Source organism: Pseudomonas piscis (assembly GCF_009380155.1).
In the GTDB taxonomy this organism is placed as follows: domain Bacteria; phylum Pseudomonadota; class Gammaproteobacteria; order Pseudomonadales; family Pseudomonadaceae; genus Aquipseudomonas; species Aquipseudomonas piscis.
Genome location: NZ_WHUV01000001.1, coordinates 731,890 through 750,772, shown reverse-complemented (window position 1 = coordinate 750,772; position 18,883 = coordinate 731,890). Strand labels below are relative to the sequence as shown.

Sequence of the window (18,883 nt, the reverse complement as noted above, 5' to 3'; positions counted from 1 at the left end):
GCCGCAGGCTGCGACCGCCAAGCCCCCTTGCGCCTGTCGAAACTGGGCATGGCCCTGGGCGTCGCCCTGGCCTGGTCGACACCCTCTTTCGCGGCACTGAGCGAAACCAAGAACTTCGGCCTGGAAGTGAAGATCACCGCGCAATCCGAGGACGACCGCGACCTGGGTACCCAGCGTGGCGGCGACGTCAACGGCATCGGCCTGGACCTGCGTCCCTGGGTCTATGGCGAAAGCGGCAACTGGAGCGCCTATGCCATGGGCCAGGCGGTGACCTCCACCGACGTGATCGAGACCGACACCCTGCAACAATCCAGCGACGATGCCAGCCAGCAGTCGGCCAACGACGACCGCAAGGCCAAGAAGAACTACCTGGCCCTGCGCGAATTCTGGGTCGGCTACAGCGGCTTCACCGCCTACCCCGGCGAGCAACTGAAGTTCGGCCGCCAGCGTTTGCGCAACGACGATGGCCAATGGCGCGACACCAACATCGAGGCGCTGAACTGGACCTTCGACACCACCCTGCTGCGGGCCAACCTGGGCCTGGCCGAGCGCTTCAGCGAATACCGCACCGACCTCAAGGAACTGGCGCCCAAGGACAAGGACCGCCTGCACGCCTACGCCGACGTCGCCTACCAGTGGACGCCCGGCCAGTGGGTGGGCATTCGCGCCCACCATACCCACGATGACGGCAAGCTCGACTATGCCGAGCCCGGAGTCGCCAGCGACCCGCTGGACAAGAAGCAGAACGGCGACCTGACCTGGCTCGGCCTGGAGGCCAACAGCGACGCCTACAACTGGCGCAACACCAACACTGTCAACTACTGGGCCAGCCTCACCGGCATGCGCGGCGACCGCGACACGGTCAACCCGCTGAACGCCGACGGCAGCCGCCCGACCCAGGCCAAGCGTGGTGAAAACCTCGACGGCTGGGCCACCGACCTGGGCGTGCGCCTGCGCCTGGACCCGAACTGGCAAGTGGGCGCGGCCTATGCCCGGGCCAGCGCCGAGTACGAGCAGAACGGCCTGCAAAGCAACCGCTCCAATTTCACCGGCACCCGCTCGCGGGTGCACCGTTTCGGCGAAGCCTTTCGTGGCGAGCTGAACAACACCCAGACCGCCACCCTGTTCGGCTCCTGGCAGTTGCGCGAGGACTACGACGCCAGCCTGGTCTACCACAAGTTCTGGCGCGTGGACGGCAACAAGCCGGTGGGCAGCAATGGCATCAATGCCGTGCACAACGACTACGACGACACCACCGGCGCCCTGCTGGGCAGCACCTCGCTCCCCCTGCAAGACGGCAAGAAGGACCTTGGCCAGGAGATGGACCTGGTGGTCACCAAGTACTTCAAGCAAGGCCTGTTGCCGGCGGCCCTGAGCCAGTCGATCGACGAGCCCGCGGCCCTGGTGCGTTTTCGCGGGGGCGTGTTCAAGCCCGGCGACGCCTATGGCAAGGACGTCGACTCCTATATGCACCGCGCCTTCATCGACGTGATCTGGCGCTTCTGAGGCCAACCATGAACGGAGTCCCCCAGATGCATCGCCATCCCCACACCCCGCTGCACAAAGGCTCCCTGGGCCTGCTGGCCGGTGCCCTGCTGCTGGCCAGCGGCACGGCCCTGGGCAACGTCGAGACGGCCAAGGCGCCGACCGTCGTCAAGGAGCTGCAACAAGCCAAGACCTACACCGTCAGCAGCGCCCCCACCGAACCGCTGGCCCTGGCCAAGCCAACCCTGCCCGACCTCTCCGGCTACACCGCCGAAGCCGTGGCGGCGAAGATCGTGCGCAGCAAGCCGGGCAAGATCAGCGTGCGGCGGATGATGCAGGAAGACGCCCTGAAGGACTTCATCGGCGGCGACAACAAGATGGCCGAATGGGTGGTGCGCCAGCACGGCATTCCCCAGGCGATCTTCGTCGACGATGGCTACGTCAACCTCAAGGACCTGGCAGGCAAGCTGCCCAAGCAGTACATCAGCGAAACCGCCCCTGGGGTCTACCTGGCCCGCCTGCCGATCGTGGTCGGGCGCCACGGCATCCTGGAGATCGACCAGCAGACCCGCGAGCTGCGCCTGTCCCAGGAAGCCGGCGCGTTCCTGGTCAACGATGGCCAGCTGTTCGTGCGCGACACCCAGGTCACCGGCTGGCGCGAGAAGGACAACGGCCCGGCGACCTTCCGCTCGGCCAAGGAATTTCGCCCCTTCTTGCTGGCCTGGGGCGGCACCCAGACCTACATCGCCAACAGCAAGATGGCGAGCTTCGGCTACGCCAATTCCAAGTCCTACGGGGTGAGCATTTCCCAGTACACGCCGAACATGGCCAAGGTGCTCAAGCGCCCCGAGCCCACCGGCTGGATCATCGGTTCGGAGTTCTCGGACATGTGGTACGGCTTCTATTGCTACGAGACCGAAGGCTTCGTGCTCAAGGGCAATACCTACCGCGACAACATCGTCTACGGCATCGACCCCCACGACCGTTCCCATGGCCTGATCATTGCCGAGAACACCGTCTACGGCACCCGGAAGAAGCACGGCATCATCATTTCCCGGGAGGTGAACGACAGCTTCATCTTCAACAACCGCAGCTACGACAACCACCTCTCGGGGCTGGTGATCGACCGCAACAGCATCAACAACCTGATCGCCTACAACGAGATCTACCGCAACCACACCGACGGCATCACCCTCTACGAGAGTGCCGACAACCTGATCTACGGCAACAAGGTAGTCAGCAACCGCCGCCACGGCATCCGCATCCGCAACAGCGTCAACATCCGCCTCTACGAGAACGTCGCCATGGCCAACGGCCTGACCGGGGTCTACGGCCACATCAAGGACCTGACCAACACCGACCGCGACATCAAGCTCGACCCGTTCGATGCCCAGGTCTCGCTGATCGTGGTCGGCGGCGAGCTGGCGGCCAACGGCAGCGGACCGATGTCCATCGACTCGCCCCTGAGCGTGGAGCTGTACCGGGTGTCGATGCTGGCACCGACCAAGAGCAGCGGCATCAGCTTCTCCGGCGTGCTGGGCGAGCGCCAGGACGAAATTCTCGACCTGCTGGTACGCCAGCGCAAAGCCGTATTGATCGACCCCGTCGAACGCCAGACCGAAATGCGCGATTGAGGATGACTTGCATGCACCCACACTTGATCAAATTCCTGGGCTTGTCGGCCCTCGCCGCGGGCATCCTCGCCGCCAGCGCCACGGCCCGGGCCGATGAGGTCGCCGCGCCGTCGTTCAAGGCCGAGCCGTGCTGCAACCTGTGCCCGGCCGCCCACGATGCGAAGAACTACGTGACCCGCTACCAGCAGAACTTCACCACCCTGGTACAGGCCCAGGGCGACTGGCTGTTCCGTACCCAGGAAGATTTGCGTACCGAGTTCAACACCACACCCGAAGGCTATCGCCGTCTCAAGCAGTTGCACGAAGCCTTCAAGAGCAAGGGCGTGGAGCTGGTGGTGGTCTACCAGCCGACCCGCGGCCTGGTGAACCGCAACAAGCTCAACCCGGCGGACAAGGCCCGCTTCGACTACGACAAGGCCCTGGCCAACTACAAGGCCATGCTCGGGCGTTTCGCGCAGATGGGCTACGTGGTCCCGGACCTGTCGCCGCTGACCGACGAGCAATTGCCCGAGACCCTGCCGGCCCACGACTTCTACTTCCGTGGGGACCAGCACTGGACCCCCTACGGCGCCCAACGCACGGCGCGGATCGTCGCCGACAAGGTCAAGCACCTGCCGGCGTTCGCCGACATTCCCCGGCGCGAGTTCGAGACCCACAAGTCCGGGCGCATGGGCAAGACCGGCACCCTGCACAACATGGCCGGGCAGCTGTGCGGCACCAGCTATGCGATCCAGTACATGGACCAGTTCACCACCGAACCCAAGGGCGAGGCCAGCGATGGCGATCTGTTCGGCGACTCCGGCAACCCGCAGATCACCCTGGTGGGCACCAGCCACAGCGGCAAGAACTACAACTTCGCCGGTTTCCTGGAAGAGGCCATCGGTGCCGACATCCTCAACGTCGCCTTCCCCGGCGGCGGCCTGGAAGGCTCGATGCTGCAATACCTGGGCAGCGAGGAGTTCCAGAAGAACCCGCCGAAGATCCTGATCTGGGAGTTCTCGCCGCTGTACCGCCTGGACCAGGAGACCATCTACCGGCAGATGATGGCGCTGTTGGACAACGGCTGCGAAGGCAAGCCGGCGCAGATGAGCGCCAGCACCACCTTGAAGCCCGGCAAGAACGAACTGCTGGTCAACAGCCAGAACAAGGACCTGCGCAACAGCGCCCACCAGGTGGACATCCGCTTCGCCGACACCTCGGTGAAAACCCTGCAGGCCACCCTCTGGTACATGAACGGCCGGCACGAGGACATCAAGATCGAAAAACCGGAGACATCCGACACCGACGGGCGCTTCGCCTTCGAACTGCGTACCGACGAGGACTGGGCCGCGCAAAACCTGCTGGCGGTGGAAATCCAGGGCCCCGAGGCCGGCACCGCCGGGCAGAAGGTCGAAGCGAAAATCTGCAAACGCAACGTGTTCCCGAGCGCCGAGCAACGTACCGCGCAGATCGGGCAGTGAGGTTATCCATGCAAAGCACACGCGTGACACAACTACTGATACCGGGCCTGCTGGGCCTGGCGATGGTCGCCGGCAGTGCCCAGGCCGCCGCGCCGCTGCGTCCGCCCCAGGGCTACTACGCCCCGGTAGACAAGTTCAAGACCAGCGACAACAGCGACGGCTGCGATGCGATGCCGGCGCCCTACACCGGCGCCCTGCAGTTTCGCAGCAAGTACGAAGGCTCGGACAAGGCGCGCGCGACCCTCAACGTGCAATCGCAGCAGGCCTTCCATGACAGCACCGCAGACATCACCAAGATCGAGCGCGGCACCAGCAAGCAGGTCATGCAGTTCATGCGCGACGGTCGTCCGCAACAGCTGGACTGCACCCTGAACTGGCTCAGTGCCTGGGCCCAGGCCGACGCGCTGATGTCCAGGGACTTCAACCACACCGGCAAGTCCATGCGCAAATGGGCCCTGGGCAGCATGGCCTCGGCCTACCTGCGGCTGAAGTTCTCCGATTCCCATCCCCTGGCCACTCACCAGGAGCAGGCGCAGAAGATCGAGGCCTGGTTCGGCAAGATGGCCGACCAGGTGGTCAGCGACTGGGACAACCTGCCCCTGGACAAGACCAACAACCATTCCTACTGGGCCGCCTGGTCGGTGATGGCCACCGCCGTGGCCACCAACCGCCGCGACCTGTTCGACTGGGCCGTCAAGGAGTACAAGGTCGGCGCAGGCCAGGTCGACGCCGATGGCTACCTGCCCAACGAACTCAAGCGCCAGCAACGGGCCCTGGCCTACCACAACTACGCCCTGCCGCCGCTGGCGATGATCGCCAGCTTCGCCCAGGTCAACGGCGTCGATCTGCGCCAGGAAAACCACGGCGCGCTCAAGCGCCTGGGCGAGCGGGTGCTGGCCGGGGTCAAGGACCCGGACACCTTCGAGCGCAAGAACGGCAAGCAGCAGGACATGACCGATCTCAAGGTCGACGCGAAATTCGCCTGGCTCGAGCCCTTCTGCAGCCTCTACACCTGCGCCCCGGATGTGCTGGAACGCAAGCACCAGATGCAGCCGTTCAAGACCTTCCGGCTGGGCGGTGACCTGACCAAGGTCTACGACCCGGCCTTCGAGAAGGGCAAGAAGGGCTCGTGATACCTGGACCTCAAGACGCAATACCTGTAGCCGCTGCCGAACTCCAGCGAGGCTGCGCCAAGGCTCGAAGAGCCTTCCAGGGCCCTCAAGAGCGGCGCCCCGGCAGTGGCTACAGGGCGAGATGAATGCAATACGCCTCCCATGGTTTTCCACGGGGGGGTTTGGGGGGGCTGCGGCCCCTGACTATTGGTTAAACATGGAGAGCTCGGGATGGTTTTCTCATCCAATGTGTTCCTGTTCCTGTTCTTGCCGGTGTTCCTCGGCTTGTACTACTTGAGCGGGCAACGCTATCGCAACCTGTTGCTGCTGATCGCCAGCTACGTGTTCTACGCCTGGTGGCGGGTGGACTTCCTCGCGCTGTTCGCCGCGGTCACCTTGTGGAACTACTGGATCGGCCTGAAGGTCGGCGCCGCCGGCGTCAGGACCAGGCCCGCCCAGCGCTGGCTGCTGTTGGGAGTGGCGGTTGACCTGTGCATCCTCGGCTACTTCAAGTACGCCAACTTCGGCGTCGAGAGCCTCAACGCGATCATGACCTCCATGGGCCTGGAGCCGTTCATCCTGACCCACGTGCTGTTGCCGATCGGTATCTCGTTCTACATCTTCGAGTCCATCAGCTACATCATCGACGTCTATCGCGGCGACACCCCGGCGACCCGCAACCTGATCGACTTCGCGGCGTTCGTGGCGATCTTCCCGCACCTGATCGCCGGCCCCGTATTGCGCTTTCGCGACCTGGCGGACCAGTTCAACCATCGCACCCACACCCTGGACAAGTTCTCCGAAGGCTGCACGCGCTTCATGCAGGGCTTCATCAAGAAGGTGTTCATCGCCGACACCCTGGCGGTGGTCGCCGACCATTGCTTCGCCCTGCAACACCCCACCACGGGTGACGCCTGGCTGGGCGCCCTGGCCTACACCGCGCAGCTGTACTTCGACTTCTCCGGCTACAGCGACATGGCCATCGGCCTGGGGTTGATGATGGGCTTTCGCTTCATGGAGAACTTCAAGCAGCCCTACATCAGCCAGTCGATCACCGAGTTCTGGCGGCGCTGGCACATCAGCCTGTCCACCTGGCTGCGCGACTACCTGTACATCACCCTGGGCGGCAATCGCAAAGGCACCCTGATCACCTATCGCAACCTGTTCTTGACCATGCTCCTGGGCGGCCTGTGGCACGGTGCCAACTTCACCTACATCGTCTGGGGCGCCTGGCACGGCATGTGGTTGGCCATCGAGAAGGCCCTGGGCATCAACACCAGCCCACGCAGCCTCAACCCGATCCGCTGGGCCCTGACCTTCCTGCTGGTGGTGATGGGCTGGGTGATCTTCCGCGCCGAGAACCTGCACGTGGCCGGGCGCATGTACGGCGCCATGTTCAGCTTCGGCGACTGGTCGCTGTCGGAACTCAACCGCGCCAGCCTCACCGGCCTGCAAGTGGCGACCCTGGTCGTGGCCTACCTGACCCTGGCGTTCTTCGGCCTGCGCGACCTGTATCGCAACCCAGCACCGGCCAAAAGCAAGCCCGAAGCCGGCCCGGTCCTGGACACCCAGGCCGATGGCCCGGCCACCGCCCAACCTGGCCTGATCAAGGCAGCACCCGGCGACAACCCCGGCAGCATCCACCAGCCGGGCTACATCGTCGGCCGCGAGGCCCAGGTGCAGCCGGCCTACTGGAGCGCCGACTGGTCGCGCTATGCCATGCGCGCCCTGGTGCTGCTGCTGTTCATCGCCTCGATTCTCAAACTCTCGGCGCAAAGCTTTTCGCCGTTCCTGTACTTCCAGTTCTGAGGAGGCCGCTCATGACCCGCTCATTACGCCTGTTCTACGTCGCACTGTTCCTGGTGACCCTGCTGGTCCTGGGTCTGTGGTCGGCGCGCAGCTTCTTCGGCTTCAGCACCAACAGTGACGCCACCGTGCTCAATGGGCGCTGGACCAAGGCGGTGGAAACCCACTACGACGACCAGTTCCCGATCAAGCGCCTGGGTACCAACCTCTGGGCCGCGCTGGACTTCAAGCTGTTCAACGAGGGTCGTCCGGGGGTGATCCTCGGCCGCGACCAGTGGCTGTACAGCGATGAAGAATTCCATCCGGTGGTCAACGAGGAACTCAACCTGCAGGGCAACTACGCCCTGGTCGAGGGTGTGCGCCAGACCTTGAAGCAGCACGGGGTGAAACTGGTGATGGCGATCGTCCCGGCCAAGGTGCGGTTGTATCCGGAACACCTGGACACCGTGCGCCCGGCGCGCATCCACGCCAACCTCTACCAGGACTTCCATGCCCGGGTGGCCGCCGACAAGATCCTCGCCCCCGACCTGCTGGGGCCCCTGCAACAGGCCAAGCAACAGGGCCAGCAAGTGTTCCTGCGCACCGACACCCACTGGACGCCGGCGGGCGCCGAAGTCGTCGCCCGCCAACTGGCCCAGGCCATCGCCGCCAAGACCCCGCTCAGTGGCCAGCCACAACGCTTCGTCACCCAGACCCAGGAGACCGTCAAGCACAAGGGCGACCTGCGGCGTTTCCTGCCCCTGGACCCGTTGTTCGAGAACCTGATGCCGGCCCAGGAGCCCCTGCAAAAACGCGAGACCCACGCCGCAGGGGAACAGGCCGGCGCCACAGACAACCTGTTCGCCGACCACGAAGTGCCCGTGACCCTGGTGGGCACCAGCTACAGCGCCAACCCCAACTGGAACTTCGTCGGCGCCCTCAAGCAGGCCCTGCACAGCGACGTGCTGAGCTACGCCGAGGACGGCCACGGCCCGATCCTGCCGATGCTCAGCTACCTCAAAAGCGACGACTTCAAGAACCACCCGCCCCAGGTGCTGATCTGGGAATTCCCTGAACGCTACCTGCCGGTGAACAACGAAATTGGCGACGCCGACCCGCAGTGGGTCGCAGAGCTCAAGCAAACCGGTGCCCGCCAACAAACTGTGGCACTGAACAAATCCGAGACGCCCGACCGGGCACAAAACTGAAAAGAGAGGTGACACCCATGACTTTCACTATCAATCCGCGTCGTCTCGCCAAGGCCATCACCCTGGCTGCCGGCATGAGCGTCCTGTCCCTGCCCGCCTTCGCCGGGGGCGACGCCGCGCTGTACGGCCCCACCGCGCCCAAGGGCTCGACCTTCGTACGCATCTACAACGCCAGCAACAGCGAAGTCAGCGCCACCATCGGCAGCACCAACGTCAACGACGTCGCGCCCCTGGCCAGCAGCGACTTCAGCTTCATGCCCGGCGGCGACTACACCGCCAAGCTGGGCAGCCAGAGCGTGCCGGTGAAACTGGCCGCCGACCACTATTACACCCTGGTCAACAACGCCAGCGGCCAACCGCAACTGATCGAGGAGCCGCCGTTCAAGAACAAGCAGAAATCCCTGGTGCGAGTGCAGAACCTCAGCGACCAGGCCCTGACGCTCAAGACCGCCGACGGCAAGACCGACGTGGTCCAGGCCGTGGCCGCCAAGGGCCGCGGCGAACGCGAAATCAACCCGGTGAAGGTCAGCTTCGCCCTGTACGACGGCCAGAAGAAAGTCAGCGACCTCAAGCCCGTGGCCCTGGAGCGTGGCGAAGCGGCGGTGCTCTACGTCACCGGCAACGGCAGCAACCTGTCGCCGGTGTGGGTGAAACGCCCGGTCTCCACTCGCTAACCAGAACCTCGGCAACGCCTACAACGAGACAAAAACAAGAGAGTGAAACGACAGAACGCAGTAGCTCTGACCCATACGATATTTGAAGGAGTAACAACATGATTCCGGTGATCTTGTCAGGTGGTAGCGGCTCACGTCTTTGGCCGCTTTCGCGCAAGCAATTCCCCAAGCAATTCCTCGCCCTGACCGGCGAACACACGCTGTTCCAGCAGACCCTGGAGCGCCTGGTGTTCGAAGGCATGGACACCCCCATCGTGGTCTGCAACAAGGACCACCGCTTCATCGTCAACGAGCAATTGAGCAACCGCAGCCTCGAATCCCAGCGCATCCTGATGGAGCCCTTCGGCCGCAACACCGCGCCGGCCGTGGCCCTGACCGCGATGATGCTGGTCAACGAAGGTCGCGACGAACTGATGCTGGTGCTGCCGGCCGACCACGTGATGGACGACCAGAAAGCCCTGCAGCGGGCCCTGGCCCTGGCCACCGTGGCCGCCGAGCGCGGCGAGATGGTGCTGTTCGGCGTACCGGCGACCAAGCCGGAAACCGGCTACGGCTACATCAAGTCGACCCACGATGCGCTGCTGCCGGAGGGCGTCAGCCGGGTCTCGCACTTTGTCGAGAAGCCCGATGAAAAACGCGCCACCGAGTTCGTCCAGGCCGGTGGCTACTTCTGGAACAGCGGCATGTTCCTGTTCCGCGCCAGCCGCTTCCTCGAAGAGCTGAAAAAACATGATCCGGACATCTACGACACCTGCCTGCTGACCCTGGAGCGCAGCCAGCAGGACCCGGACAACGTGATGATCGACGAAGCCACCTTCGCCTGCTGCCCGGACAACTCCATCGACTACGCAGTGATGGAAAAGACCCAGCGCGCCTGCGTGGTGCCGCTCAGTGCCGGCTGGAGCGACGTGGGCTGCTGGTCGTCGCTGTGGGACGTGCATGAAAAGGACGCCGACGGCAACGTCAGCAAGGGCGATGTGGTGATCCAGGACAGCAAGAACTGCATGATCCACGGCAACGGCAAGCTGGTGTCGGTGATCGGCCTGGAGAACATCGTCGTGGTCGAGACCAAGGACGCCATGATGATCGCCCACAAGGACAAGGTCCAAGGCGTGAAGCAGATGGTCAACACCCTCAACGAACAAGGCCGCAGCGAAACCCAGAACCACTGCGAGGTCTACCGTCCGTGGGGCTCCTACGACTCGGTGGACATGGGCGGGCGCTTCCAGGTCAAGCACATCTCGGTCAAGCCGGGCGCGTGCCTGTCCCTGCAGATGCACCACCACCGCGCCGAACACTGGATCGTGGTCAGCGGCACCGCCGAAGTCACCTGTGACGAGAACGTGTTCCTGCTCACCGAGAACCAGTCCACCTACATCCCCATCGCCTCGGTACACCGCCTGCGCAACCCCGGCAAGATTCCCCTGGAGATCATCGAAGTGCAATCGGGCAGCTACCTGGGCGAAGACGACATCGAACGCTTCGAAGACATCTACGGCCGCTCGACCCCGCTGGAGCGCGGCATCTCGGTCAAGACCATCGCTCAGTAAGAGCAGCGGCAAGTTTCAAGCGGCAAGCGGCAAGAGACGCAGCCGTGAGCTTCAAGCGGCAAGCTGCAAGTAAAAGCAGGGAGTCGTGCTAGCAAGACCTTTGTGCTCCCCCTTTCCAGGCGCCTGCGTCCCCTATCCGCAGGCGGTTGGACAGGGGGATTTTTTTCAGAAGCAGTGCCAAGGGGCAAGCCTCAAGCGGCAAGCCAGATCAGCAGCCACCTGTGGATGCAAAAGGTCGTTCAAGGCTACACATATCGGGTTGACCGCCCTCTTCTCGCTCCCTATCCTCGCGCCTGTCACGACTCATTCGTGATCGAGGTTGACGGCTCGGTTGTTTTCTCAGGAACGCAGTTTTCCAGCACTGTTTCTTTGGAGCACAGCATGACCGACCGTATCGCGCTAACTAGCAACGAATCCTCCACTCCCACCCTGTTTATCGACACCCGAGCGCCCTTGGACGAACTCCATGCCAGCGCCGCCTACCGCATCCTCGCGGTGACTCAACTGATGGAAAGCATCGTGCACATGGACAGCCGCCACGCCGATGCCACCGACCTGACACAGATCGCCCACGCCAGCGCCATTCTGCTGCGCGATGGTTGTGATCTGCTGGATGTGTTGGGTCGGCGGATTCGTGATAGTCAGTACCTGAACTAAAACGCCCCGTGATCGTTCTCTCCTTCAAATGCGGGGGGAACGATCTGCAGGCCTATCCCCTCTCCTTCATCTCCAACCCATCTCATTGATCACTGCCGTGCCCCTCTGCACCAGAAAATGCACAGCCCTGCTATGGGGGGCAACCGTGCGTGGATTGGTCGACCGGAGATACAAGAACCCGGCAGGGCTGAAGCCCTTCCACGCACAGCTGCCATTGCACGAATACACAGGCGCACAACGAGCTTGCAATAGCGAAAGGGGGCACTGCGGCAGCTGTATCAAAACGGGCTGCCAAGCGAAGAGGGGCAGCTGCGCGCAGGTTGGTAAACCGGAGATACAGGAACCCGGCAGGGGCGAGCCCTCCCACGCACAGCTGCCATTGCACGAATGTGCAGATACAAAAAAGCGCCTGCAATAGTGATATGTGGCGCTGTTGCGCCTGTATCGAAATGGGTTACCAAGCCCAGTCGCTGAATGGGCAGCGACGCTCAAAGGCTAGTCCGGGTTCGACACGGAGCAACGACAAAGGCGTCGCAGTTTATGTCCATGCCATTGACCTGGAAAGCACATCACCTCGTGTAGCCGCTGCCGAGCCCGCGAGGCTGCGACAAGGGCCGAAGGACCTTCAGCGCATTCAAGACCCAGCGGCCGCTGCGCGCCCATGCGCAGCCTTCGGCAGCGGCTACACGAAGCGATGCCAAACACGCACACCCCACCCGCGATGCGCCGCCCGGTAGGGCGCGCCGTACGCTTGTGATCTTGATTCACCCGCCCCCTGGGGAGGCCGAGTGCAGGTGCTTATCAGGGGAATGGCGCGCAGCGCCCCTCGACGCAGTCGAGGACATCGCTGGAAGCGATGCCCCCTGAGAAGTACCGGAACGAGGGAACCCGAGCGCAGCGAGCGGCCGGACGTGGGGGCAAGACCTTTTGGTTCCTTTTGTCTGGGCCGGCACCCCGGGCGACTGACAAAAGGGACTCGCCGTAAGGGCGAAACCGCCAGCCGCCACACCCGCAGCAACGGATATGTACACAAAACCCAAAGAGCCCGGGCCGGCTATCAGGCCGCCCCGCCCCACAACCCCCACCATCGCCAACCCCACCTACGCTTAGGTAGGATGCACCCACATTCCCCAGAGGTTCGCGTCATGTTCATCGGCGTTCTGCTGATCATCACCTGGCTGGTCCTGCTCCTGCGCTACCCCGCCAAGGCCGTCCCGGTGTCCCTGGCCGCCGCCTGCGGCCTGGCCCTGGTGGCCGGCTGGGTGGTCTGGCTGGACAACCGCGAAGCCCAGCAGCTGGCGCGCCTGGAACTGCGCCTGACCTACGCCCCCGAACACTGCCCCGCCGACCGCCCGCTACAGGTCAAGCTCAACAACGGCAACAAAGTCCCCCTGACCGAACTGCGCTGGCGCGTCGCCGCTTACGCCCCGGGCGACACGGTGAACCTCGCCGACAACCAGTACAGCGCCCCACGCTATCGCGGCCCCGGAGAATTGCAGGCCGGCGCTAGCTGGCAGGACTGCCTGCCCCTGCCACCGCTACGCCCGGGCTATCGCCCGCAAACCCTGGAGTTTCGCGCCGAGCGTTTACAGGGTAGTTTCTCTCGCTGATCCCCTTCCCATCGCCCAGCACAAGGACCGCGCCATGCCCGTAGCGTTGATCACCGGTTGTTCCAGCGGCATCGGCCGCGCCCTGGCAGATGCCTTCAAACAGGCCGGCTACACCGTCCTGCCCAGCGCCCGCAAGGCCGAGGACGTCGCCGCCCTGCAAGCCGCCGGCTTCCACGCGGTGCAGCTGGACGTGAATGACGGCGCGGCCCTGGCCGCCCTGGCCGAGGACATCAACCAACAGCACGGCGGCCTCGATGTGCTGATCAACAACGCCGGCTACGGCGCCATGGGCCCGCTGCTCGATGGCGGCGTGGAGGCCATGCAGCGCCAGTTCGAAACCAACGTGTTCGCAGTGGTCGGGGTGACCCGCGCGCTGTTCCCGGTGCTGCGCCGCAGCCGTGGCCTGGTGGTGAATATCGGCAGTGTGTCCGGGGTGCTGGTCACGCCATTTGCCGGCGCCTATTGCGCCTCGAAAGCCGCGGTGCACGCCTTGAGCGATGCCCTGCGCATGGAGCTGGCACCGTTCGGCATCAAGGTCATGGAAGTGCAGCCCGGGGCCATCGCCTCCAGCTTTGCCAAGAACGCCGGGCATGAAGCCGAACAACTGCTCAACGAACAATCGCCCTGGTGGCCGCTGCGCGAGGGCATCCGCTCCCGGGCCAAGGCCTCTCAGGACAAGCCGACCCCGGCCAGCGAGTTCGCCGCCGGCCTGCTCAAGGCCGTGCAACAGCCCAACCCGCCGCGCCTGGTCCGCCTGGGCAACGGCAGCCGCGCCCTGCCGCTACTGGCCAACCTTTTGCCCAAGGGCTTGCTGGAGAAGGGGCTGATGAAGCGCTTCGGCCTGGCCGCCAAGCTCTGACGCTGCCGAGTCTTAACAACTCACCCGGCGCTTGTGCGTACCAGCCACGCGCCAGGACACGCCATGCCCTTGATCGATCCCCCAGAGACTAGCCATTGAACTGTCGTAGTGCCCTGCCGCTGGCCCTGTTCACCTTGCTGACCGGCTGCGAACTCTCCTCGCCAGACGAAAAACTGGACCAGAGCCTGCCCGATCTCGGCCTGGAGCAGATCCTGCCCAAGGCCGAGGCCAATGCGTATTGCACGGCGGACATGGACAGCGAATTGCTGTTCGGCATCGGCCGCCTGCTGATCGATGAAGACCAGGAAAGCCATGGCGTGCTGCGCACCCAGTTCGCCAGCGAAGAAGTGCAAATGGCCAGGAGCTGCCTGGCCATGGCCGCCCCCCGCTACACCCGCAGCCTTTGCAGCTTGGCCATGGTCACCGCCGAGCGCCCCAACGTCTATGCCAAAAGCGAGGCGTTCAACTACATCGCCTATGCCGCCAAGAGAAACGAAGGCTGCGCGCAGTGGGCGCTGTACGACATCTACAGCATCGGCAAATTGAAGCAGCCACCCGACAAGGCCCTGGCCATGGCCTGGCTCGAACGCTCGGCGCGGCACGGCGCACTCGAGGCGCAGGAGGAAATGCTCAGCCAGAGCAAGAAGCAGAACAAGCTGGCGTTGGCCTATGCCTGGGCCAGGGTGCTGGGCGATGCCGAGAACCTCGAGCCGCTGAAGCAGGCCATGAGCCCGGCACAAATCGCCGAAGGCGAGCAGCACTACCAGCAGCTACTCGCTCAGTTGCCACCACTGGAGCTGCGCAAAAAGGCCGATCGCAAGGAGCTGATCGCCCTGCACATGGCCGACGTCTACATGAACCACCCCCAGGCATTCGAGGGCCTGTCGCCCTTGCAGCGTCGGCAGTTCATGGCCAACGTGGTGGATGCCCTGGAGCCCAATCCGGACTTCCAGAAGCGCCGCCAGCTCTACGCCTACGTACTGATTGCCCGGCAAGCCAACCTCACGGGCCCCGCCGTGAACCTGTGGCAAGACCCGGCGCTGCACACCCTGCTGGTCAACGAAAAACTCGGCCTGGAGGACACCGTGGCCCGGGGCCTGGCCATCCTGGCCAAGCGCAACCCCGACAACGCCGCGGCCGCAGGCCATTCAGAGGCCAAATAACATGCCCAGCGCCACCAGGGTCCCAATGCTCAGCAACGAGGCAAAGTACAGCTGGGTCCAGGTATCGGGGATGACCTCGGCGGGGTTGGCGGGGTTATAGAACACCCCCACCGTATCGCCCACCTGGGAGTCGGAAAATTCACTGCCGAACGTGTGGGTCAGCACACTACCATCGGCGACCACATAGGACACCGTTCGGGTCGAGTGATAGCTGTGACCGCTCTGCACCCCGACCATCCGTGACCGGCTGACGCCGACTACCTGGGCAGGGGCATAGACACCGGTCACCCTGAGGGCAAAATAATCCCAGCCCGAATCATAGGCACCCGCCCCACAGGCCAGCATCACCAGGAAGATCAACACCTTGCCGACATAACGCACCCGCGCACTCCTTGCTCGTTCGATCTGCCGGCCCTCTTTCCACTCAAGAACCGGCACCAAAGGGTGGCGAATATATAGATCCGCCTCATGGCGAGGCAAATGCCCCATGCCCTTCAGGCCGCACGCAAACTCCGAGTGCGACGGTCCAGGTTGTAGCCCGGCGCAATCTTAGTAGAATGCGCGCACTCAAGGCCCCGGGCCTCGATCAAGCCGCATGGAATCGCTGGCGTCTCAAGCACGGAACTGCTGAAGCTGCCCCTCCCGCCCTTTCCTGCCCGCCCATGCGCTACTTCGCCCAAAGCAGACCAGGAATCCGTCATTGAAGCCCCAACACTTGCTGCCACTGGCCCTGGCCACCTTGCTCATCGGCTGTGGCGAACCGTCGCCGGACGAAGCGCTGAACGCGACCCTGCCCAAGGTCGGCCTCGACCAGTTGCTGCCCCAAGCCACGCCCAACCAGTACTGCACCACCCAGCTGGACAGCGAGCTGCTGTTCGGCCTCGGCTACCAGCTGTACGACCACGACCAACCCGAGCTGGCGCGCAGTTGCCTGATCATGGCCGCGCCCAGCTACGACCGGGCGTTGTGCTACCTGGCGAAGATCGCGGAGCAAGACAGCACCAAGGACAGTGCCGAGCGTGATCGCGAGGCCTTTGGCTACATGGCCTACTCGGCACGCAAGAACGACTCCTGCGCCGAATTCGGCATGTTCCAGAACTTCACCTTCGGGATGCGCGGGCAAACCCCGGACACCGCCCTGGGCCTGCGCTGGCTGGAGCGCTCGGCGCGCCATGGCGACACCGACGCCCAGCAGACCCTGGTGCGCCTGCATACCAACAAGGGCAACCTGGCCCTGGCCTACAGCTGGGCCAGGGCCCTGGACGACCAGCAGAAGATCCTGGCCCTGAAGCAGAAGATGAGCGCGCAGCAACTGGGCGAAGGCGAGCAGGAGTACCAGCGGCTGAGCCCACAGCTGACCAGCCAGGACAGCGTGCGCCAGCAAAACCGCGAACAGAACATCGCGCTGTATACAGCGGGCGTCTATCAACTGCGCCCCACGGCCTTCGAGGGCATGCCGGCAGCCGAGCGCCATGCCTTCATGGACCGGGCCCTGAGCCGGGTCAGCGCGCTCCCTGCGTTCACCAACCGGCTGCAGCTCTATACCTACGCGATCATCGCCCGCCAGGCGCAGCTGCGGGACCCGCAACTGGACATCCTGCAAAACCCCCAGGTCCTGGCCCTGTTGCAGAACCCCGACCTGGACCTGGAACCGACCGTGACCCAGGCCCTGGCGATCCTTGCGCCAAGCGGCTCATAGGCTGCACGGCGCCATTGTCTTTTCTCCATCACCGACCAGGGAACATCCTTTGAAATTGCTCAAGGCATTGCCACTGATCTTGCTCGCCGTACTGGCCGCATGCTCTCCCGAAACCCCGCAACCTGCCGCGCCCAAGGTCCCGGACCTGAATGACAGCCTGCCCAAGCTGAGCTTGCAGACCCTGCTGCCGCAGGTACCCGACACCCAGGACTGCAACCGCCAGATGGACAGCGATGTGCTCTACGGCATCGGCATGGCGCACTTCAACGACAACGACTATCCGGCGGCCAAGAGCTGCCTGGTACTGGCCGCCCCCGAGCAGCACCGGGCGTTCTGCTATTTGTCGATGATCGCCGAACAGGAAAGCGACGCCAGCGATGCCACGCCCAACCGCCAGTCGTTCGACTACCTGGCCTACGCCGCCAGCCAGAACGATTGGTGCGCCGAATACGGGCTGTACCAGGTGTACCGTTTCGGCCGCAAGGGCATGACCGCGGACCGGGCCCTGGCCCAGCGCTGGCTGGAACGCTCGGCCCAGCACGGCTATCCGGTGTCGCAACAGGCCCTGGTCCAGATCCACGAGGAACAAGGTGACCTGGCAAGCGCCTATGCCTGGTCGAAGATCATCGACGACCGCAATGCCAGCGGTGAGCGCGAAGCACTCAAGGCACGCCTGAGCCCCGAGCAACTGCTGGCCGCCGAGCAGCACTACAACCAGTTGTTGGGCCAGGTCACCAGCAAGGATGCGATGTACGCCCAAGCCCGGGAAGAAGATATCGGCCGCTACTCGGCCACCATCCAGCAGGCCTACCCGGACACTTTCCGTGGCATGGCCAGCCAGGAACGCCGGGATTTCGTCCGCCAGGCCATGCTCAAGGGCATCGACCTGCCGTACATCCACAACCGCCGCCAGATCACCAGCTACATGGTCATCAGCCGTCGGGCGCAGCTCAAGCAAGCCAACGCCGACGTGCTGCAGAACAAGCAGATCGTCGCCCTTCTGGGCAACGACGACCTGACGGTGGCGCAGATCCTGGACAAGGCCCAGGTCATCCTCGACAAGCACTACAAGTAGCGCACTCCCGCGCCAGCCGCTGTTTCGCCGGCGGCTGGCGGCTCAGTCCTGCGGGTCTTGGCGGACCACCACGGTGCAGGTGATGCCCGCCGCCAGCAGCACGCCCTCGGGCACCTCGTCGATATGGATGCGTACCGGCACCCGCTGGGCCAGGCGTACCCAGTTGAAGGTCGGGTTGACGTCGGCGATCAGCTCGCGGCTCTCGGGGTTGTCACGGTCGTAGATCCCCCGGGAAATGCTTTCCACATGGCCCTTGAGTACCTGGCCGCTCATCAACTGCATGTCGGCTTTATCGCCCACGCGCACGTGGGGCAGCTTGGTTTCCTCGAAGAAGCCGTAGACCCAGAACGAATTCATGTCCACCACCGCCATCTTCGGTTCACCGACGCGCGCATAGTCGCCACGGTGCACGTTGAGGTTGGTGACGTAGCCGTCCACCGCCGCCCGTACCTGGGTGCGCGCCAGGTTGAGTTCGGCGGCTTCCAGCTGGGCCTGGGCGTGTTGGTAGTCGGCCAGGGCCGAGTCGGCGATGTTGCCGGCGTCGTCGCGGTTTTCCTTGGAGATCACCAGGCTGTCCAGGTCGGCGCGGCGCCGGGCGTTGACCTTGCGCATCTCCCAGGTGGCCTTTTTCGAGGCCACCAGCGATTGCGCCTGCTTGACCGCGATCTGGTAGTGCTCGGGGTCGATCTGCATCAGCAAGTCGCCCTTGTGCACCAGCTGGTTGTCCTTGACCGGTACGTCCACCACCTCGCCGGTGACGTCGGCGGCGACATTGATGACGTCGGCGCGCACTCGTCCATCGCGGGTCCAGGGGGTGTACATGTAGTGCTCCCACAGGGTACGGCCGATCCACAGGGCCAGGGCCAGCACGAGCAGGGTGGCGAGCAGGCTGAAGAACTTTTTCATTGCGGG

16 protein-coding genes are annotated in these 18,883 nt (G+C 64.1%); 14 read left to right on the top strand and 2 right to left on the bottom strand.

The annotated features are described in order from the left end of the window. The first annotated feature begins 48 nt into the window (after positions 1–48). From GDH07_RS03505 to GDH07_RS03450, 12 genes are all read left to right on the top strand, one after another. Positions 49–1,506 carry an alginate export family protein gene (locus tag GDH07_RS03505; protein ID WP_246195926.1) on the top strand — a complete coding sequence of 486 codons (1,458 nt, stop codon included), beginning with the start codon at positions 49–51 and terminating at the stop codon, positions 1,504–1,506. 26 nt (positions 1,507–1,532) lie between these two features. Continuing rightward, positions 1,533–3,119, top strand: a complete 1,587-nt coding sequence (gene algG / locus GDH07_RS03500; protein WP_022642435.1) for a mannuronan 5-epimerase AlgG — start codon at positions 1,533–1,535, stop codon at positions 3,117–3,119. Positions 3,120–3,130: 11 nt separating this feature from the next. Continuing rightward, positions 3,131–4,579: an alginate O-acetyltransferase gene (locus GDH07_RS03495; protein ID WP_152896695.1), complete on the top strand. Its 1,449-nt coding sequence runs from the start codon at positions 3,131–3,133 to the stop codon at positions 4,577–4,579. Positions 4,580–4,587: 8 nt separating this feature from the next. Further along, on the top strand, positions 4,588–5,712 hold the full coding sequence (locus tag GDH07_RS03490) for a mannuronate-specific alginate lyase (RefSeq protein WP_152896694.1): 1,125 nt from the start codon (positions 4,588–4,590) through the stop codon (positions 5,710–5,712). A 210-nt stretch (positions 5,713–5,922) separates the two neighbouring features. Further along, the gene (locus tag GDH07_RS03485; protein WP_152896693.1) at positions 5,923–7,500 is read left to right on the top strand and encodes an MBOAT family O-acyltransferase; all 1,578 of its coding nucleotides are present in this window, start codon (positions 5,923–5,925) and stop codon (positions 7,498–7,500) included. Positions 7,501–7,511: 11 nt separating this feature from the next. After that, positions 7,512–8,684: an alginate O-acetyltransferase gene (locus GDH07_RS03480; protein WP_152896692.1), complete on the top strand. Its 1,173-nt coding sequence runs from the start codon at positions 7,512–7,514 to the stop codon at positions 8,682–8,684. Between the two features lie 17 nt (positions 8,685–8,701). Next, positions 8,702–9,358, top strand: a complete 657-nt coding sequence (locus GDH07_RS03475) for an alginate O-acetyltransferase AlgF (RefSeq protein WP_053134255.1) — start codon at positions 8,702–8,704, stop codon at positions 9,356–9,358. Between the two features lie 98 nt (positions 9,359–9,456). Continuing rightward, positions 9,457–10,908 carry a mannose-1-phosphate guanylyltransferase/mannose-6-phosphate isomerase gene (locus tag GDH07_RS03470; protein ID WP_152896691.1) on the top strand — a complete coding sequence of 484 codons (1,452 nt, stop codon included), beginning with the start codon at positions 9,457–9,459 and terminating at the stop codon, positions 10,906–10,908. A gap of 381 nt (positions 10,909–11,289) precedes the next feature. Next, positions 11,290–11,565 (top strand): short-chain dehydrogenase, encoded by a 276-nt coding sequence (locus GDH07_RS03465; RefSeq protein WP_152896690.1) that lies wholly within the window; start codon positions 11,290–11,292, stop codon positions 11,563–11,565. 1,145 nt (positions 11,566–12,710) lie between these two features. Further along, complete coding sequence (locus tag GDH07_RS03460) at positions 12,711–13,175, top strand: multidrug transporter (RefSeq protein WP_152896689.1); 465 nt, start codon at positions 12,711–12,713, stop codon at positions 13,173–13,175. A 34-nt stretch (positions 13,176–13,209) separates the two neighbouring features. Continuing rightward, positions 13,210–14,034: an SDR family oxidoreductase gene (locus GDH07_RS03455; RefSeq protein ID WP_022642425.1), complete on the top strand. Its 825-nt coding sequence runs from the start codon at positions 13,210–13,212 to the stop codon at positions 14,032–14,034. A gap of 95 nt (positions 14,035–14,129) precedes the next feature. Beyond that, complete coding sequence (locus GDH07_RS03450; protein WP_152896688.1) at positions 14,130–15,197, top strand: sel1 repeat family protein; 1,068 nt, start codon at positions 14,130–14,132, stop codon at positions 15,195–15,197. On the opposite strand, the gene GDH07_RS03445 is transcribed toward GDH07_RS03450, so the two are convergent. Further along, positions 15,183–15,578 carry a DUF3592 domain-containing protein gene (locus tag GDH07_RS03445; protein ID WP_022642423.1) on the bottom strand — a complete coding sequence of 132 codons (396 nt, stop codon included), beginning with the start codon at positions 15,576–15,578 and terminating at the stop codon, positions 15,183–15,185. The genes GDH07_RS03450 and GDH07_RS03445 overlap by 15 nt on opposite strands. Positions 15,579–15,897: 319 nt before the next feature. On the opposite strand from GDH07_RS03445, the gene GDH07_RS03440 reads away from it, so the two are divergent. Further along, positions 15,898–16,896, top strand: a complete 999-nt coding sequence (locus GDH07_RS03440) for a hypothetical protein (RefSeq protein ID WP_152896686.1) — start codon at positions 15,898–15,900, stop codon at positions 16,894–16,896. Between the two features lie 49 nt (positions 16,897–16,945). Continuing rightward, positions 16,946–17,971: an SEL1-like repeat protein gene (locus GDH07_RS03435; protein WP_085596255.1), complete on the top strand. Its 1,026-nt coding sequence runs from the start codon at positions 16,946–16,948 to the stop codon at positions 17,969–17,971. Positions 17,972–18,013: 42 nt separating this feature from the next. Here the strand turns inward: GDH07_RS03435 and GDH07_RS03430 are convergent, their stop codons facing one another. Further along, the gene (locus GDH07_RS03430) at positions 18,014–18,877 is read right to left on the bottom strand and encodes an efflux RND transporter periplasmic adaptor subunit (RefSeq protein ID WP_152896685.1); all 864 of its coding nucleotides are present in this window, start codon (positions 18,875–18,877) and stop codon (positions 18,014–18,016) included. Positions 18,878–18,883 lie beyond the last annotated feature (6 nt).

What these genes read in the sequence shown, in the direction of transcription:
- GDH07_RS03505 (WP_246195926.1), top strand. Translation starts at nt 49, where the DNA reads ATGGCCCTGGGCGTCGCCCTGGCCTGGTCGACACCCTCTTTCGCGGCA.
- algG (WP_022642435.1), top strand. Translation starts at nt 1,533, where the DNA reads ATGCATCGCCATCCCCACACCCCGCTGCACAAAGGCTCCCTGGGCCTG.
- GDH07_RS03495 (WP_152896695.1), top strand. Translation starts at nt 3,131, where the DNA reads ATGCACCCACACTTGATCAAATTCCTGGGCTTGTCGGCCCTCGCCGCG.
- GDH07_RS03490 (WP_152896694.1), top strand. Translation starts at nt 4,588, where the DNA reads ATGCAAAGCACACGCGTGACACAACTACTGATACCGGGCCTGCTGGGC.
- GDH07_RS03485 (WP_152896693.1), top strand. Translation starts at nt 5,923, where the DNA reads ATGGTTTTCTCATCCAATGTGTTCCTGTTCCTGTTCTTGCCGGTGTTC.
- GDH07_RS03480 (WP_152896692.1), top strand. Translation starts at nt 7,512, where the DNA reads ATGACCCGCTCATTACGCCTGTTCTACGTCGCACTGTTCCTGGTGACC.
- GDH07_RS03475 (WP_053134255.1), top strand. Translation starts at nt 8,702, where the DNA reads ATGACTTTCACTATCAATCCGCGTCGTCTCGCCAAGGCCATCACCCTG.
- GDH07_RS03470 (WP_152896691.1), top strand. Translation starts at nt 9,457, where the DNA reads ATGATTCCGGTGATCTTGTCAGGTGGTAGCGGCTCACGTCTTTGGCCG.
- GDH07_RS03465 (WP_152896690.1), top strand. Translation starts at nt 11,290, where the DNA reads ATGACCGACCGTATCGCGCTAACTAGCAACGAATCCTCCACTCCCACC.
- GDH07_RS03460 (WP_152896689.1), top strand. Translation starts at nt 12,711, where the DNA reads ATGTTCATCGGCGTTCTGCTGATCATCACCTGGCTGGTCCTGCTCCTG.
- GDH07_RS03455 (WP_022642425.1), top strand. Translation starts at nt 13,210, where the DNA reads ATGCCCGTAGCGTTGATCACCGGTTGTTCCAGCGGCATCGGCCGCGCC.
- GDH07_RS03430 (WP_152896685.1), bottom strand. Translation starts at nt 18,877, where the DNA reads ATGAAAAAGTTCTTCAGCCTGCTCGCCACCCTGCTCGTGCTGGCCCTG.